The following is a 17,077-nucleotide window of genomic DNA, read 5'->3' on the forward strand; positions in this document are numbered from 1 at the left end:
CGGGATTGCAGACAATCTCTGTCTGTAATAGGTTTCCGGTCATGAGTTCTGCACGCCACGAGGCGTCGACGGTGGATCCGACACGTGTTCCGGTGATCGTGGCTATCGGTGAAACAAGCGGCCGCGGCGAACCCATGGGCGTCGAACCCATGGAACTGATCACGCTCGCTGCGACTGCAGCACTCCGGGACTCGCCGACGTCGGAGCCGTGGATTCGCCGCGCGGACAGCATCGCGTTCTGTCATATCGCCAGCTGGGCCTACGCCAGTCCCGCCGCGGCGCTGGCACGTATATTCGGTGCCACACCCGCAGACGTGTTCGACGCTCCGATCGGTGGGCAATGGCCTGCGCGGCTCCTCGATCGCGCGGCCGCGCGCATTGCTTCCGGAGAGTCGACGGTGGCGGTGATCGCGGGCGGTGAAGCCCAGGCCTCGATGAGCGCACTGGTCAAGGCCGGTCGAGACCCCGTCGACGAAGGCGGGTGGAGCACGGATCCGGGCGGTCCACCCACCTTCGACCTCGACCAACTCGGCAGCGCTGCAATGCAAGAAGCCGGTCTGATCTCACCGGTCCGAATCTATCCGCTGTTCGAGAGCCGATTTCGCTTCGAGTCCGGCCTGGATCCGGAGGCACGGCAGGCCGAGTGCAGCGAGCTGTATGCGACGTTCTCCGTTGTTGCCGAGAAGAATCCGTACTCGTGGAACGGGCGAGCACGGACGGCTGCGGACATCGGCACCCCGTCGCCGAAGAATCGCATCGTGTGCGAGCCGTATCCGCTGTCGATGAACGCCATGCCGTTCGTCGACCAGGCGGCGTGCATCGTGGTGACGAGCTTGGCCGAAGCCCGCGAACGTGGTGTGCCCGAAAGCGACATCGTGTACGTCTGGGGCGGTGCCGGTGCCGAGGACACGGTCGACATTCTCGACCGCAGTAGTTTCGGCCGGTCCCCAGCGATGGAAGACGCGATGGATCGCGCGTTGCACGGCGCGGAGATCGGGGTCGAGCAAGTGGACGTGTTGGACGTCTACAGCTGCTTTCCGATCGTGCCGACCCTGGCCGCACGTCACCTCGGAACGCCGAAGTCGTTGATTCCCACAGTGACCGGTGGCCATTCTTCCTTCGGCGGACCTCTCAGTAGTCATTCGCTGCATTCGATCACCGCATCGGTTCGGGAGATTCGTGGCGGGAAGAGTTGTGCGTTGGTGCACGCGAACGGTGGATATCTGACCTACCACCACTCCGTGCTGTTGGGTGCCGAACACCATCCGCTCGGCTACATCGGAAATCCCGAACCCGCAGTGCTGGAATCGGATCCGCCGCCTCGAGCACCTGTCGAGGACGGGGATCTTGTGGTGGAGACTGTCTCCGTCGAGCATTCACGGCAGCAGGAACCGAACCAGGCTTTCCTCGTCGGGAGGGACGAGCGCGGGCGACGCGTTGCCGCCCAGACAGCACCCGGCGATACGGCCAGTGCGCATGCGTTGTCCCTCTATCGAAGCGAACCTGCACGTGAAATCATCGGAGCAACAGTCAGCGTCGAGTCGAACGAGGGGAATATTCGTGTCCGAGGCCGATAGCATCGAACCTGTTGTACTGACCAGGCGTGAAGGTCATGTACTCGTCGTCACGATCAACCGACCGAAGGCTGCCAACAGCATCGACGCACGCGTGCACACGCTGCTCGGGCAAGCCTGGGATTCGGCCGAGGCCGACCGCGACATCCGTGCCATCGTTTTGACCGGCGCGGGATCGGCGACCTTCTGCGGGGGTGCCGATCTGAAAGCCCTCGGCACCGGAGGCCCCGGCGCGGTGACCCCGCCCGAGACCGAGAATTGGGGGTTCGCCGGGATTGTCCAACACCCGATTTCGGTTCCCGTCATCTCGGCGGTGAACGGGTCCGCGATGGGAGGTGGAACCGAGATCGCTCTGGCCTCGGATATGGTCGTCGCCTCGGACACGGCCGTATTCGGTCTACCCGAGATCCGTCGCGGACTCGTCGCCGGTGCAGGCGGTGCCTTTCGGCTGATGTCCGCGGTGCCGGAACACGTTGCGCTGGAGATGATCTTGACGGGTCAGCCGATCTCCGCACAGGAGGCCGCGCGATGGGGGCTGGTCAACAGGGTTGTCGCGCCCGATGACGTTCTCGGTACGGCACTCGATCTCGCCCGCCTGTGCGCGGAGGGCGCGCCGCTCGCGGTGCGCGCATCCAAGCGGCTCGCTCGACGCATCTCCGACGGCACCATCGCGCACGAGGAAGAATCGTGGCAGCAGAACCGTCGGGAATTGGATCGACTCGCCACCACCCAGGACGTCGTCGAAGGAATCACCGCATTCCTGCAGAAACGGGATCCGACATGGACCGCGCAGTGAGCGCTCAGCGCTGAGAAGCACTGTTACCCAAGCGTGACCTGCTTAGCGCAAGTAACGGAGTCGTGCCCGAGGCGATAGACCGGGCACGATGTTCGTCGCGAGTGGGGAGTCGTCATGAGAGTGCGTTCTTCGATCGGATCCGCCCTGTTGACGGTGGTGGCCATGGCCGCCCTGACGGCCTGCGGCGACAATGACGCTCGGCCCGCCCCGCAGGCAGTAGCGACGTCCACCCAGGTGGGCGGTGCCCAACCAGGGGCTCCGGTCGAGAACGCGCCATCGGAGAGTCCGGCGGCCGATGAACCGGATACCGGCGATGGATCAGGGCCGATCGACGCGTCGGTACCTGCACCGACCGCTGCTGCGCCCCCTACTCAGCCTGTGGCGGTCGAGCCGCCCGTTCAGGATCCGGTGCAGCCGCAGATTCCTCCTGTATCGAACCCCGATGGAGACCTCGCGTCGACGATCATGGGGGATTGGCAGCGGCACGCAAGCATTCTTCACCTCGATCCCGACCCGGCGAGCAGCACGTTCACCACCGGAGCGAGTTGCTGCGACGTCGAAACCTGGACGGCCACCTACACACCGATCGGTGACGACAAGGAAGACGGCGTGGTCGTCACGCTGCTGGAGCGCACGTTCCTGGCCGGAGACGGGCTGGGCGGAACCCTGTACGAGGGCAAACGATTCGAGGCCTCGCCGAGTATCGGGTACAACGACACCCGCGTGTTGATGACCTACGATCTGGGCGACGCTCCCGGCGTCAACACGTGGTGCCGATCCGGTCACGGCGTTCCCGAGTGCGGTGCCTGACGTACCGCCGTCACTGCGATTCTGGCCGCATGGCCGATGGCCTGATCGACCAGCGGGAGGTACAGGTCCATCCGCGCTGCCCTGGTGAACACCGACACCGCGACGGGCGTCTCGCCTGGAAACGACACCACGGCAACCTCGTTGCGAATGGGCCCGATGGTTCCGGTCTTGCCCGCGACCTGCACATCCGGGTACGGGATTCCGCTGCGAATTCTGTGCGGCCATACCTGCTGAGCCAGAACCGCTTTCATGTAGAGACACTGCGCCGTCGATGCCGCGGTGCCCAGCCAGATCGAGCGCAGAACGGTGTTGCTGTCACGAGGTGTGGTGCACGAGGTGTACGCCGGATCGAAACCCGAGCTGTCGACCACCGTGTAGTTGCTGGCCAGTAGGCCCACCGCTTCGTCCGCGTTCAACCGGCCGGTATCCCGGACGATCTGATCACCCAGTTGTTTCGTGCCACCCACGATGCGCGTGTGTTCGAGTTCGAGATCGTCGATCACTCGGGTGAGTGCATCGAGCCCCACTGCGCCGAGAAGTGCGTCGGCAGCGGCATTGTCGGAGACGGTGATCATCGAGCGTGCGATGTCCCGCCAACTCATGGTCACCGGATCCGCGAAACTCGAGATGCCGGTCGGCCCGGGACTGCACTGTGCCGGAACGAGTCGCACCGAATCGGTTGCAGTCAAGGATCCTTCGTCGAACGCACGCGCAGCGGCAACGAGCAGCACGATCTTCCACACCGACGCGGCGACGACGGGGTCGTCTCCCTCGTAATCGACGGCCGTGCCGATGCCGTCGATCCGCTCGGCGCGTACCCAACCACGACAGCCTGCGTCGGCGAATACGGCGCGCAGCTGTTCGTCGGTCGTATTCACTTGTCGGCCTGCAACAGGATTCGGTCGATGAGATTCACCAGAGACTCGGCCTCGTCGTTGCGGCGCACGATCCGCACTCGCAGGGCAACGTCGTCGGACGAGAGGTCGAGTTGTTCGGTGCCAGGCAGTACCGGACTCGCGGCAGGTACGAGCCCGAAGCATCGACCTGACGCAACGCTGATCGTGACGGCGCGAAAGGTGTTCGCAACGAACACCTCTGGATCGAGGGCGTGGCGCCGAAACGCATCGAGCAGCAGGTCGTGTGCAGGTGGATTCGCAGCCCGTGGTGTAGTGGCGAAGGCGAGGTCGGACAACATGGTCAGTCGCGGCCGCGCCGCTCGGGCCGACCTGTGACCGACAGGAACGCTGACCCGCCGGGGTAACGCAATCACTGGTCCGGCCACCAGTCGATCGAGTACCACCGGGTGATCGATCACGGCAACGTCGAGTTCGTGTGATCGCACCCGGTCCAGCAAAGACACTGCACCGCCGGTCTCCACCCGCGCTTGGACTCCGACGGACGCGGCGATACGTGCGGCCAGTGCATCGTCCAGCTGGGGGATGAGGCCGATGCGGACCGTCTCGGACGCGGCGAGTGACTCTGCCGTGGTGGTCAATCGGCGTGCGTCGTCGACGATCAAGCGAGCCCGTGGCAACAGCGCAGCCCCGTGCTCGGTGATGGCGGCACCGTCGGGTGTCCGCTCCACGAGTACGACACCGAGGTGCTTCTCCAGGGTCTTGATCGCCCGAGACACCGGTGGCTGCGTCACGCCCAGAGCCGCCGCTGCGCGCCCGAAGTGGCGTTCCTCGGCGACGGCGACAAAGTACTGGAGATGGCGAACAAGATCCACCGACCTATTGAAACACGTCTACCTGCCGCGATACCGAAGTGGAATGACGAAGCCATGCCTCGGGACTTGGCCCGGAGGCGAGAGGGTGTGATCGCATGACCCCATGCGTACTTCGACATCCACCCGACTGATCACCGTGATCGCAGCGGCGGCGCTGACTGCCGGAGTGGCCTGTTCCTCGACGGCCACCACCGAACCGCCGCAGACGGCCGCGAGCACCGCCCAGTCCACCACCGAACAAGCCTCGGCCGAACAGAACTATCTCGAACTCGAGGCCAGGGACACTGCGCGGCTCGGCGTCAGTGTCCTCGATCTCGCGACCGGTTCCACTCAGAGTTACCGCGGCGACGAACGTTTCGCGTTCTGCTCCACCTTCAAGGTGTATGCCGTCGGTGCCGCACTCGCCGCCGTCGATGCAGGCAGGTTACAGCTCACCGACACCAGAACGATCACCGCCGAGGACAAGGTGCCCGAATCGGCGGTCGATTGGGCCCCAGGCTCGGTAGTCACCATCGCAGACCTGGCAGCGGCCGCATTGACCAAGAGCGACAACACATCCGGCAATCTACTGATTCGCGAGGCGGGCGGCACCGCGGCACTCACCGATTTCGCACGATCACTCGGTGACACCGAGTTTCGCCTCGATCGCACCGAGCCGGAATTGAACACGGCCATCCCGGGTGATCCACGGGACACAACGACACCCAACTCGCTGGCCGCCGGCTACCGAACCCTGCTCGACGGCGATGTTCTGACCGAGGCCTCGCGCAAGCAGCTGCTCGAGTGGATGGGCGACACCGAGACGTCCACCGCCCGGTTCCGGGCTGGCATTGCGCCGCAATGGACTTCGGCCGACAAGACCGGTACCGGTAGCTACGGCGTCTCCAACGATGCCGGACTGCTCTTCGGACCGGACGGGCAGAGGATCCTGCTGGTCGTGCTCAGCGCGACGACGTCGGGGGTGGAAGATTCGCCGGCCATGAACCCCTTGGTAGCCGACGCCACCAGCGCAGCCGTGGAACAGGTGGAGTGAATCAGCCCTCGGCGCGTCGAACGGCGTCGACCAACGGGACGAGATCCGGCTCGTCGGATGCTTCGTCCAGAGCCTCGCGCAACGCCGCATCGTTGGTCGGCCGCGCTGCCTCGAGCAGGGCCAGGCCTTCTTCGCTGACGTCGGTGTAGATACCGCGGCGATCGGTGGGGCACAGGTACCGCGTGAGCAGCCCCCGATCCTCGAGCCGAGTGACCAGGCGGGTCGTCGCGCTCTGGCTCAGTACGACGGCGTCGGCCACCTGCTTCATCTGGAGGTGACCGCCGACCCCGTCGTGCTGCCTGCCCAGGACGTCGAGCAACCAGTACTCGCGCGCGCTGAGATTGTGGTTGGTCTGCAGCGCTCGCTCGATGCGGCTTTCGATACGTCCGTGCAGGACGGCAAGCGCAAGCCAATTCTGCGCAAGGGCAGTCAGGGCGGGGTCGTGTGCGCTCATTGGTCGTGCCTTTCGATACCTGTACTCGTGACCACCCACCATACCGCGCCGACAATTAACGGCGTCTGCAATTACCTCTTCTACGAGGTTCGACGCGCGATGATGCGTCGAGCATGCGCGAGAACGGGTGCGTCGACCATCCGACCGCGGAAGGTGAAGACGCCGCGATTGTGTGCCACAGCGTCGAGCACGGCGGTGGCCCACTCGATCGCCTCGGGGGTCGGCGCGTAGGCGTCGCGAATGACCGGGATGTGGCTCGGATGAATGGCCACCTTGCCGTCGAAGCCGACGGCCACGGCGTCGTCGGCCTCCACACGCACCCCGTCGAGATCGGGGATGTCGAGGAACACCGAATCGAGCGCGAACACCCCCCGCGCCTTCGCGGCCAGTAGCGTCTGCGACCGAACATGCTGTGCAACATCGCGGTACGAGCCGTCGGTGTGCCTACTCGAATTGCCGCCCATGGCGGCCACCAGATCCTCGGCACCCCACATGGCACCGATGGCGTTGTCGGCCGCGAGTGCGTCGAACACCGTCATCGCGCCGAGCGGAGACTCGATCAACGCGACGACGTTCAACGGAGCCAGAGCGACAATCTGTTCGGCCGATTCGCATTTGGGCAGCATGACGGTTGTGTACTCGGTGTGCTTCAACGCCTGGAGATCGGCGGCCTGATCCTCGGTGCCGTGCGCATTGATGCGGACGATGGTGCGCGATGGGTCCAGAGCGGTCGACACTACGGACTCGCGAGCACCGGCCTTGTCCGCGGCACCGACAGCGTCTTCGAGATCGAGGATCACCACATCTGCTCGGGCTGAAGCCTTTTCGTATCGCTCGGGTCGGTCTGCCGGGCAGAACAGCCATGCCGGACCGGGCGGAACCCATGTCACGACGGGTCCTCCGAAGGTTGCATCCGAACCAACGTCTTGCGGACGGCGATGGCGACAATGTCTCCGTGCTGATTTCGCCCGGTATGAGTGAACGTCACGATGCCTTCGCCGGGGCGAGACTTGGATTCGCGCTTGTCCGAGATCACCGTCTCCGCGTACAGCGTGTCGCCGTGGAACAGCGGCTTGGGAAAGGAGACCTCGGAGAAGCCGAGATTGGCGACGATGGTGCCCTGGGTCAACTGCGTCACCGACAACCCGACGAGGGTCGAGACCGTGAACATCGAGTTCACCAGGCGCTGGCCGAAAGGTGTTGTCTCGCTGTAGGCGGCGTCGAGGTGCAAGGCTTGGGTGTTCATCGTCTGCGTGGTGAACAGTGTGTTGTCGGCCTCGGTGATGGTCCGTCCCGGGCGGTGTTCGTAGACGGTGCCCAGTTCCATCTCCTCGAACCACAGGCCGCGTTGGCGAATGCGCTTGTCGCTCACAGTCCCAGGCTCCGGGCGATCAGCATCAGTTGGACCTCGGTTGTACCCTCACCGATTTCGAGGATCTTGCTGTCGCGGTAATGACGGGCGACGACGTACTCGTTCATGAAACCGTAGCCGCCGTGGATCTGCGTGGCATCGCGCGCGTTGTCCATTGCCGCCTCGGAGGCGACGAGCTTGGCGATGGACGCTGCCTTCTTGAACGGCTTGCCCGCCAACATCAATGCCGCTGCGTCGTAGTAGGCAGTCCGAGCAGTGTGGGCACGGGCCTCCATGCGGGCGATCTTGAACGAGATCGCCTGATTGCGGGCGATCGGAGCACCGAAGGCCTCACGCTCCTTGGCGTACTTGACGCTCTCGTCCACGCAGCCTTGCGCGGCACCGACCGATACCGCAGCGATCGCGATCCGGCCTTCGTCGAGGATGTGCAGGAAGTTCGCGTACCCGCGACCTTCCTGGCCGAGCAGGTTCTCCTGGGGTACGCGCACATCGGTGAAACTGAGCGGGTGTGTGTCGGACGCATTCCAACCGACCTTGTTGTACGCAGCCTCCGCGACGAAGCCCGGGGTGTCGGTGGGCACCAGGATCGAGGAGATCTGCTTGCGTCCGGTTGCCTCGTCGACGCCGGTTACCGCGGTGACGGTGACGAGCTCGGTGATGTCGGTACCGGAGTTGGTGATGAATTGCTTGCTGCCGTTGATGATCCAGTCACCGCCGTCACGCTTGGCGGTGGTCTTGGTGCCGCCCGCGTCACTACCCGCACCGGGCTCGGTCAGACCGAACGCGGCCAGGGCTTCACCCGCTGTGAGCTTGGGCAGCCACTGCTCCTTCTGCGCATCGTTGCCGAAGCGGTAGACGGGCATGGCACCGAGCGAGACGCCGGCTTCGAGCGTCATCGCGACACTCTGATCGACCTTACCGAGCTCCTCGAGTGCCAGGCACAGGGCGAAGTAGTCGCCGCCCATGCCGCCGTATTCCTCGGGGAACGGCAGACCGAACAGGCCCATCTCGGCCATCCCAGCGACGACCTCGTACGGAAACGAGTGCTCCGCGTCGTGTTTCGCCGAGACCGGCGCGACGACCGTCCGGGTGAAGTCGGCAACGGACTTCACCAGTTGCTGGTACTCGTCGGGCAGATTCGACGAAGACAGATGATCGGTCATGGCTGGTCCTGTTCGGTGTCGGTGGGAACGATTCGGGCGAGGACTTGGTCTACGCGGACCTGATCCCCCACTGCAACGGTGAGTTCGACGGTGCCGTCGATGGGCGTGGTCAAGGTGTGTTCCATCTTCATCGCCTCGACGACGACGATGGCCGAGCCTGCGGTGACGGCGCTGCCGGAGGTGGTTCCGATCGCGATGATCGAACCCGGCATCGGTGAGAGGATCTCGGCGTCCCCGGAGTGCGCTTCGTTCTCGCGCACACTGGGCTCGGCGATCCGATCGACACGCCAGGTACCCCGAGAGCTGGAAACCCAGGTGGCCGAACCGATTCGGGCGAACGTCATCGTTTCGCGTCGATCGTCGAGTACCACATCCACCGATTCTCCGGCGGCCACGGCTCGCAGAGTGCGCGGTATTCCGTCGTCGACGACGACCGTTGCCGCATCGAGTGTCCCGGTGATGGACACGTGGGCAGTGCGACCTCCCGATGCCAGACGGCAGTGGAACGGCGCGTGCGCTCCCACACGCCATCCCGACGGCGTACCCCAGATGTCGTGGCCTGCCGCCTGCCACACATCGAGCCAGGCGATAGCCGCGGCCGCGATCAGCGCCTCGTCGGTTGCCTCGGCGGCGACGAAATCCTCGACCCGGCGGTCGAGCAGTCCGGTGTCGAGGTTGCCGGCTCGAACGTCGTTGTCGACGAGCAGGAATCGCGCGAACTCGATGTTCGTGACAACTCCGAGCACGGCAGTGTCGGCGAGCGCCCGATCCAAGGTACGCAGGGCCGTGCTGCGGTCTGGGCCGTAGGCAATGACCTTCGAGAGCATCGGGTCGTAGTTGCTGCCCACCTCGGTTCCGACGGCGAGGCCGGAGTCGACGCGGATGCCGGGGCCGGTGGGTTCACGCAATCCGACGACGGTGCCGCCGGTGGGGAGGAATCCGCGGCCGGGATCCTCGGCGTAGACGCGGGCCTCGATGGCGTGGCCGGTCAGCTGAATGTCGTTCTGGCTCAGAGTGAGCGCTTCACCGGCAGCCACCCGGACCTGCCATTCCACGAGGTCGAGGCCGGTGACCATCTCGGTGACCGGGTGCTCGACCTGCAGGCGGGTGTTCATCTCCATGAAGAAGAACTCGTCCGGGCTGTCCGCCGAGACGATGAATTCGACCGTGCCGGCACCCGAATAGTCGACGCTTCGGGCGGTGTTGCACGCGGCCTCGCCGATGCGCGCCCGGGTCTGTTCGTCGAGCAGCGGTGACGGTGCTTCCTCGATGACCTTCTGATGTCGCCGCTGCAGACTGCATTCGCGTTCGCCCAGATGGATGACGTTGCCGTGTCCGTCGGCGAGGATCTGCACCTCGATATGCCGAGGCCGCAACACGAATCGTTCGAGGAAGAGGGTGTCGTCACCGAAGGACGAGGCCGCTTCGCGGCGAGCGCTCGTCAATGCCGCGGGGAGGTCCTCGGCGCGCTCGACCAGACGCATGCCCTTGCCGCCGCCACCTGCGGACGGCTTGACCAGCACCGGGAACCCGACGTCCGGCGCGCCGGCGATGAGGTCCTCGTCGGACAGTCCGGGTCGGGAGATGCCGGGTACGACCGGGACGCCGAAGGCGCTGACGGCGGCCTTGGCGGCGATCTTGTCGCCCATCACTTCGATGGCCTTGGCCGGAGGTCCGAGGAAGGCGATTCCCGCTGCGGCACAAGCGGTTGCGAATTCCGAGTTCTCGGACAGGAAGCCGTATCCGGGATGAATTCCCTGTGCGCCGGTGGCTTTCGCGGCGGCGATCACCTTGGCGATGTCGAGGTAGCTCTCGCGAGCGCTGGCGGGGCCGAGTCGTACTGCGGTATCGGCTTCGCGGACGTGCCGGGCGTCGGCGTCCGCGTCGCTGTAGACGGCGACGGTGCGAATCCCCATGCGACGCAACGTGCGTGCCACTCGGACGGCGATCTCGCCTCGGTTGGCGATCAGAATGGTGTCTATCGTGGTCATGTCTCTCACATCCTGAAAACGCCGTAGGAGACCGGCTCTAGCGGCGCATTCGCGCACGCCGAGAGAGCCAGTCCGAGAACCTGCCTGGTATCGGCGGGGTCGATGATGCCGTCGTCCCAGAGCCGGGCCGTCGAGTAGTAGGGGTTGCCCTGACTTTCGTACTGATCCCGGATCGGAGCTTTGAACGCTTCCTGGTCTTCGTCGCCCCACGGCTTGCCCGCTGCATCGAGCTGGTCGCTGCGCACGGTGGCGAGCACCGATGCGGCCTGTTCACCGCCCATCACCGAGATGCGGGCGTTGGGCCACATGAACAGGAAGCGGGGCGAATATGCTCTGCCGCACATGGAGTAGTTGCCTGCACCGTACGAGCCGCCGATGACGACGGTGATCTTCGGGACGCGGGCGCAGGCCACGGCCGTCACCATCTTCGCGCCGTGTTTTGCGATGCCGCCTGCCTCGTAGTCGCGGCCGACCATGAAGCCGGTGATGTTCTGCAGGAAGACGAGCGGGATGCTGCGCTTGTCGCACAGTTCGATGAAATGTGCGCCCTTCATGGCAGATTCGGCGAACAGGACACCGTTGTTGGCGATGATTCCGACGGGATGGCCGTGGAGGTGGGCGAATCCGGTGACGAGTGTCTTGCCGTATTCGGCCTTGAACTCGTCGAATTCGCCTGCGTCGACCACTCGGGTGATCACCTCGCGCACGTCGTACGGGGTGCGAGGATCGGTGGGCACGACGTCGTAGATCTCGCTCTGATCGGCAACGGGCTCGCGGGTGGTGACGACGTCCCATGGCCGCGTGGTGCGGGGTCCGAGAGTGGAAACGATGCGGCGCACGCGTCGCAGTGCGTCTCGATCGTCGTCGGCCAGATGGTCGGTGACGCCGGAGATCTTCGAGTGCAGATCACCACCGCCGAGTTCTTCGGCCGTGACGACCTCGCCGGTCGCGGCCTTCACCAATGGCGGGCCGCCGAGGAAGATCGTGCCCTGGTTCCTGACGATGATCGCTTCGTCGCTCATCGCAGGCACGTAGGCACCGCCCGCGGTGCAGGAGCCCATGACGGCAGCGATTTGCGCAATCCCTTTGGCGCTCATGGTCGCTTGGTTGAAGAAGATGCGGCCGAAGTGGTCGCGGTCGGGAAACACCTCGTCCTGACGCGGCAGGAATGCGCCGCCCGAGTCGACGAGGTAGATGCACGGGAGGGTGTTCTGCAACGCGATTTCCTGAGCGCGCAGATGCTTCTTGACCGTCATCGGGTAGTAGGTGCCGCCCTTGACCGTCGCGTCGTTGGCGATGATCACGCACTCGCGTCCGGAGACGCGGCCGATGCCGGCGATCACACCGGCACCGGGGCATTCGTCGTCGTACAAACCGTTGGCGGCCAGTGGGGCGATTTCCAGGAATGGGCTGCCCGGATCCAGCAGCTCGTCGACGCGGTCGCGGGGGAGCAGCTTGCCGCGGGCGATGTGTCGCTGCCGGGACTTCTCGTTGCCGCCCAGGGCCGCGGCGGCGAGCCGGTCGGCGAGTTCGCTGGTGAGAAGCTCGTGATCTGCGCGGTTGGCAGCGGTATCGATCGCCATGAGGTGCACGCCTTAGGGGTCGGACGTCGGTGTCGCAGGAGTTGAGTTAATGGTTGATAACTGACATGATAGTAAACTACGATTAACTGAGTGTCCAGGGTCGAGGGGGTGCAGGAGTTGGAAAAGCCGACGACCGTGCGCGAGCAACGCAAGGCCGAGCGCCGGCAACAATTGCTCGACGCCGCGGCATCGCTGTTCGCCGATCGCGGGTTCACCTCCGTGCGGCTAGAGGATCTGGGTGCGGCAGTCGGAATAAGCGGTCCCGCCGTCTATCGCCACTTTCCGAACAAGGAGGCGGTGCTCGTCGAATTGATGGTCGGAATCTCGGAGTATCTGCTCGACGGCGGCCGCGAGGTGGTCGGCCGAGAGGCCGTCGACTCGGGGACAGTGTCGGCCTTGGTGGAGTTCCACCTCGATTTCGCTTTCGAGACACCGGCATTCATTCGCATCCAGGATCGCGACCTGCAGAGCCTGCCCGAGGGAGCTCGACGCAAGGTGCGCCGAATGCAGCGCGAGTACGTGGAACTGTGGGTCGAGGTGCTGTGTGCCGTCGACCCGGAGTTGAACGAGGCCGATGCGCGCACCACAGCGCACGCGGTCTTCGGCCTGATCAACTCGACGCCCTACAGCGCGGGGCGTACTCCGTCACGAAGTGCTCGGCCGGTGTTGCGAACAATGGCACTGGGGGCTCTGGGGGTACGGAACTGACCTGAGTGTCCACAATTCACCTCACCGATCGCGATCCCGCCTGCGGACGCAAATTGTGGACACTGACTGCACCTACACTGCCGCGTGTTCGGTTTCGTCCGCGTGCTGTCGGGTGGGCTCGGGCGAGCGTGCGCGACGGGACCCGATCATCCCGGCGGCAACGGCACCGACGAGGCAGGCCCCACCGACCGTGTATCCCAATAACGGTCCGCGAGAAGTCAACCAGGCCAGTTTGTTCGCTGCATCGCGCGCCGAGGCCACCTGCTCCGAGCGGCCCGTCTCGTCCAGGGCGATCGACGCCTTGAAAATGGTGACCTCGGGGATCTTCGGATCTCTCGCGAAGTACTGGTACGGGGTTTCCCTGCCCCACACCAGGCTTCCGCTTCTGGGTTCGACGTAGATGTCGCGAACGTTCGAGTACCACCGCTTCATCGTGATCGGTTCGTCCCCGTCGCCCAGTCCCCACTTCGATGCAGGCAGGGTCACCGAATTGATCGGCGATTGCGTCGTGGTCGAGAGGTCGGCTTCGGTCACGATCGATCGGAAGTGATAGATCGGCAGCCCCTCCATGGTGAGTTCCTCCACGAAGTTCGCCTCGAAGCTCGTCCACGCCGTCGCGTCGTAGACCGTGTACGTGATCGGCTGCGTATCGAAGGGAAAGCGATGCTGTAACCCTGTGCGCGGCAATGGAACAGCAGCCGAATCGACGGTGGTCTGTAGTGATCCCGCCGGCTCGACGGGTAAGCCCGTGCGCCGGTCGCTGGTCACTCGATCCACCGAGGCGGTCAGCAGGCTCTCGTCCCCGTCGCGGTCGGCGCGTCGCACCGTCGCTCCGACCTGGAAGGTGACGCGGTCCGCGTCGGAGGGATTTTCCACGGTGATGTACCGCTGGAGAACGAGGGGAACACCTGTTGCGATCGACAAGGGGCCGGGTCCCGTGATCGTCCTCGAGTCGAGGACCTCACCGCCTGCTCCGTCTGCCGTGGTGGCCACCGTGGTGGCTGCGATGTCGAGGGGAGTCACGGCCAGGCTGTCGTATACGAGGGTGGGCAGAAGGAGCGCAACGACGATCGCGAAGGATCCCAGTCCTGCGAGCACGCACATCGCGATTCTCACCCGTGACATGAACACCGTCCCAACTATTTTCGATTCCGGCCATCTCATCCTGCCGTGACGAAAGCGCCGAATGTCCGCTTCCGGGTTGTGACCTGTCAGCACGTTCGGGGGAAATGACAGAGACATCAACCGATGTTGAGACTGTGCCTCGCGGTGCACACTGGTGTCGATCGCGCTGAACAGGGGGACGACCATGGCGACCGGTATCGATCGAGGCACGGTGGTCGATCGCGGCAGCCGTTGGCGAACCATCGGGACGTTGCGAACCGGGCCCGGTTCTGCAGTCCTTCCTTTCGGCTGGGGACCGGCGATCGTGTTGGTCCTCGTGGCCTTCGTGGACCGTATCGAATTCAGCCTCGTCGCCGCGGTTCTTCCTCAGCTGCAGGCCGAATGGGGTTTCGGCGACGCGGTGGCGGGATCGCTGCCCAGTGCTTCCGCGATCGCCGCGGGCGTCCTGGCGATACCGGCTGCGTACTTCGCCGACCGTCACGATCGCGGCAGGATCGTGACCTGGGTCGTCGTTCTGTGGTCTCTGGCGACGCTGGGCTCGGCGCTTGCGCCCACCTTCCTGATCTTCTACCTCGTGCGGGTCGGTCTTGCCGCCGCGGAGGCGGTGGACAACCCGGCGAGCGCGAGTCTGCTTGCCGACTTCTATCCGCCTGCAACACGATCCACCGCGTTCGGTTGGTGGCGAACGTCCGCGTACCTGGGCGGCGCGGGCATCGTCCTGGGTGGTGTGCTGGCGGACTGGCTGGGCTGGCGCGGGGCGTTCATGGTCATGACGATCCCGGGACTGCTTGTTGCAGTGCTCGTCTCACGTCTGAAAGAACCCGAACGTGGATACGCCGACACGGTGGCAGCCCATGCAGACCCGAGCGCGCAGACTGCAGCACCGTCCGGGCCGCTGGGCTCGCAGATACGGCGAGTTCTGCCCATCCGAACGCTGTGGTTCACCGGAGCGGCTCTGACGGTCATGAGTCTGTCGATCGGTGGTCTGACCTTCTGGCTTCCGAGTCTGCTGCAACGCCGATACGGCCTGTCCGAATCGGCGGCCGCGACGGCGGGCGGAGGAATGACACTTGTGGGGATCGTTCTCGGCACGCTCGTCGCCGCGATGGCAACCCGACGAGCCATGATCGGGACCAGCCTCGCGCAGTGGCGAGTACTGCTCGGCGGTGGCGGGATTCTGCTGGGCAGCGTCTTCATGTCGATTGCCCTCGGAATGAACTCCACGGTGGTGTTCGTCGTATTTCTCACCGTCTTCGCGTTCTTCTCGGCTTTCGCCCTCCCCACGCTCACCGCGTGTGTCGCCGACGTCGTCCCGGCACGTGACCGAGGTCTGGGATTCGGCATGCTCCAGATCGCCGCGACGGTGGGCGGTGCCGTCGGGCCGCTCCTGGTCGGCGTGGTCTCCGATGCTGCGAACTCACTCACGGTCGGCATGATTCCGCTCCTACCGCTGTTGGCCGTCGGCGGAGTTCTCGCCCTCCTGGCCTACTGGTCCGTGGAAGGCGATGCGCAACGCGTCCTGGCCGCCGCAGCGCGAGAAGAGTAATCCGTCGTCATCGGAGACAATGATCGACATGACGACCCAACTATCGCGTGTCGAGCTCGGCAGACGGCAGAGTCGATTCACTCTCGACGAGGTTCCGCGGCTGCTGGCGATGGCCGGCTTCATTGCCGCGTTGCATGTGATCGGGTGGGGGCTGTTCACCCACTACGACTCGATTCCCAGCATCCACGGCCTGACCGGAGCCGACGGCACCCTCGTCTACGCGGGAGCGGGCGTGCTGGCGTACACCCTCGGTCTCAGGCACGCGTTCGACGCCGATCACATCGCCGCCATCGACGACACCACCCGCTTTCTCTTGCAGAAGGGCAAGCGGCCGTTGGCCGTCGGGCTGTTCTTCTCGCTCGGTCACTCGACCGTCGTGTTCGTGTTCGTCGCCGCGATTGCCTTCGTCGCCTCGCAGGCGACGGCATTCCAGGATGCTTTCGCCGGGGTCGGCGGCATCATCGGCACGTTGGTGTCCGGAACGTTCCTCTATCTCATCGCCGCGCTGAACATCGCGGTCCTCGCCGGCATCGTCGGGGTGTGGCGGCGCGCGAAACGCGGTGAGTTCACCGAGGCCGGGCTCGACGAGCTGCTGGCCAAGCGCGGCTTGATGAATCGACTGTTCCGGGGCCGCTACGACAAGATGATCAACCACTCGTGGCAGATGTACCCGCTCGGCCTGTTGTTCGGGCTCGGTTTCGATACCGCCACTCAGGTCGGTCTGCTCGCCATCGCCGGCACGACCGCTATCGCAGGCGGACTCCCACCGATGGCGATCGTCGCGCTGCCGGTCCTGTTCGCCGCGGGCATGACCACGATGGACACGATCGACGGCATTTTCATGTCCAAGGCATACGGATGGGCATTCGTCACCCCGGTCCGCAAGATCTACTACAACATGACGATGACGGGCCTCTCGGTCTTCGTGGCCCTGGTGATCGGGACGGTGCAGCTGCTGACCCTGCTTGCCGAGCAGTTCCAGCTGACCGGTGGCCTGTGGGACGCACTGGCCGTCATCGATCTGAATCTGGCCGGCCAACTCGTCGTCGGCACGTTCTTCGTTGTCTGGATCGGCGCGGTCGTGTATTACAAGGTGGCGCGCATCGACGAACGCGGTGGCGCGCTCGGACACTCGAATGCAATGGAGAATCAGTGATTGCTCGTCGTCGGATCGGTGTCCTCGCAGTCGTCGC

The 17,077-nt window shown here is 64.9% G+C and carries 16 protein-coding genes; 7 read left to right on the forward strand and 9 right to left on the reverse strand.

Going from position 1 to position 17,077, the window contains the following annotated elements; translation table 11 throughout:
- Window positions 1–41 precede the first annotated feature (41 nt).
- From BH93_RS02760 to BH93_RS02770, 3 genes are all read left to right on the forward strand, one after another.
- Window positions 42–1,577, forward strand: coding sequence for an acetyl-CoA acetyltransferase (locus tag BH93_RS02760; protein WP_242459105.1), 1,536 nt, complete (start codon window positions 42–44; stop codon window positions 1,575–1,577).
- Window positions 1,561–2,370, forward strand: coding sequence for an enoyl-CoA hydratase/isomerase family protein (locus tag BH93_RS02765; protein WP_242459106.1), 810 nt, complete (start codon window positions 1,561–1,563; stop codon window positions 2,368–2,370). Before BH93_RS02760 ends, BH93_RS02765 begins: the two co-directional genes overlap by 17 nt.
- A 114-nt stretch (window positions 2,371–2,484) precedes the next feature.
- Complete coding sequence (locus tag BH93_RS02770; RefSeq protein ID WP_037175581.1) at window positions 2,485–3,180, forward strand: hypothetical protein; 696 nt, start codon at window positions 2,485–2,487, stop codon at window positions 3,178–3,180.
- On the opposite strand, the gene BH93_RS02775 is transcribed toward BH93_RS02770, so the two are convergent.
- Together BH93_RS02775 and BH93_RS02780 are read right to left on the reverse strand one after the other, a co-directional pair.
- Window positions 3,153–4,058: a serine hydrolase gene (locus tag BH93_RS02775; RefSeq protein WP_037175583.1), complete on the reverse strand. Its 906-nt coding sequence runs from the start codon at window positions 4,056–4,058 to the stop codon at window positions 3,153–3,155. The genes BH93_RS02770 and BH93_RS02775 overlap by 28 nt on opposite strands.
- Window positions 4,055–4,909 (reverse strand): LysR family transcriptional regulator, encoded by an 855-nt coding sequence (locus BH93_RS02780; RefSeq protein WP_037175588.1) that lies wholly within the window; start codon window positions 4,907–4,909, stop codon window positions 4,055–4,057. The genes BH93_RS02775 and BH93_RS02780 overlap by 4 nt, the downstream gene beginning before the upstream one ends.
- Before the next feature lie 103 nt (window positions 4,910–5,012).
- On the opposite strand from BH93_RS02780, the gene bla reads away from it, so the two are divergent.
- Window positions 5,013–5,942 carry a class A beta-lactamase gene (gene bla / locus BH93_RS02785; protein WP_037175589.1) on the forward strand — a complete coding sequence of 310 codons (930 nt, stop codon included), beginning with the start codon at window positions 5,013–5,015 and terminating at the stop codon, window positions 5,940–5,942.
- 1 nt (window position 5,943) lies between these two features.
- Here bla and BH93_RS02790 read toward each other — a convergent pair whose 3' ends face one another.
- The 6 genes from BH93_RS02790 to BH93_RS02815 form a co-directional block, all read right to left on the reverse strand.
- Window positions 5,944–6,396 (reverse strand): MarR family winged helix-turn-helix transcriptional regulator, encoded by a 453-nt coding sequence (locus BH93_RS02790; protein ID WP_032377685.1) that lies wholly within the window; start codon window positions 6,394–6,396, stop codon window positions 5,944–5,946.
- An 80-nt stretch (window positions 6,397–6,476) separates the two neighbouring features.
- Complete coding sequence (locus BH93_RS02795; RefSeq protein WP_037175591.1) at window positions 6,477–7,286, reverse strand: HpcH/HpaI aldolase/citrate lyase family protein; 810 nt, start codon at window positions 7,284–7,286, stop codon at window positions 6,477–6,479.
- Window positions 7,283–7,723, reverse strand: a complete 441-nt coding sequence (locus BH93_RS02800) for a MaoC family dehydratase (RefSeq protein ID WP_052065745.1) — start codon at window positions 7,721–7,723, stop codon at window positions 7,283–7,285. Before BH93_RS02800 ends, BH93_RS02795 begins: the two co-directional genes overlap by 4 nt.
- Window positions 7,724–7,764: 41 nt before the next feature.
- Window positions 7,765–8,931: an acyl-CoA dehydrogenase family protein gene (locus BH93_RS02805; protein WP_037175595.1), complete on the reverse strand. Its 1,167-nt coding sequence runs from the start codon at window positions 8,929–8,931 to the stop codon at window positions 7,765–7,767.
- Window positions 8,928–10,922 (reverse strand): acetyl/propionyl/methylcrotonyl-CoA carboxylase subunit alpha, encoded by a 1,995-nt coding sequence (locus BH93_RS02810; RefSeq protein WP_037175596.1) that lies wholly within the window; start codon window positions 10,920–10,922, stop codon window positions 8,928–8,930. The genes BH93_RS02805 and BH93_RS02810 overlap by 4 nt, the downstream gene beginning before the upstream one ends.
- 5 nt (window positions 10,923–10,927) lie before the next feature.
- Window positions 10,928–12,505: a carboxyl transferase domain-containing protein gene (locus BH93_RS02815; RefSeq protein WP_037175597.1), complete on the reverse strand. Its 1,578-nt coding sequence runs from the start codon at window positions 12,503–12,505 to the stop codon at window positions 10,928–10,930.
- A gap of 90 nt (window positions 12,506–12,595) precedes the next feature.
- Here BH93_RS02815 and BH93_RS02820 point away from each other — a divergent pair, with 90 nt between their 5' ends.
- Window positions 12,596–13,213, forward strand: coding sequence for an SACE_7040 family transcriptional regulator (locus BH93_RS02820; RefSeq protein WP_080739157.1), 618 nt, complete (start codon window positions 12,596–12,598; stop codon window positions 13,211–13,213).
- A gap of 72 nt (window positions 13,214–13,285) precedes the next feature.
- Here the strand turns inward: BH93_RS02820 and BH93_RS02825 are convergent, their stop codons facing one another.
- Window positions 13,286–14,338 (reverse strand): DUF3068 domain-containing protein, encoded by a 1,053-nt coding sequence (locus tag BH93_RS02825; protein ID WP_165712620.1) that lies wholly within the window; start codon window positions 14,336–14,338, stop codon window positions 13,286–13,288.
- A gap of 184 nt (window positions 14,339–14,522) precedes the next feature.
- On the opposite strand from BH93_RS02825, the gene BH93_RS02830 reads away from it, so the two are divergent.
- Both BH93_RS02830 and BH93_RS02835 read left to right on the forward strand, forming a co-directional pair.
- Window positions 14,523–15,884 (forward strand): MFS transporter, encoded by a 1,362-nt coding sequence (locus BH93_RS02830; RefSeq protein WP_037175599.1) that lies wholly within the window; start codon window positions 14,523–14,525, stop codon window positions 15,882–15,884.
- Between the two features lie 28 nt (window positions 15,885–15,912).
- On the forward strand, window positions 15,913–17,040 hold the full coding sequence (locus tag BH93_RS02835; RefSeq protein WP_080739224.1) for a HoxN/HupN/NixA family nickel/cobalt transporter: 1,128 nt from the start codon (window positions 15,913–15,915) through the stop codon (window positions 17,038–17,040).
- The last annotated feature ends 37 nt before the right edge of the window (window positions 17,041–17,077 follow it).

The organism is Rhodococcoides fascians A25f, assembly GCF_000760935.2.
In the GTDB taxonomy this organism is placed as follows: Bacteria; Actinomycetota; Actinomycetes; order Mycobacteriales; family Mycobacteriaceae; genus Rhodococcoides.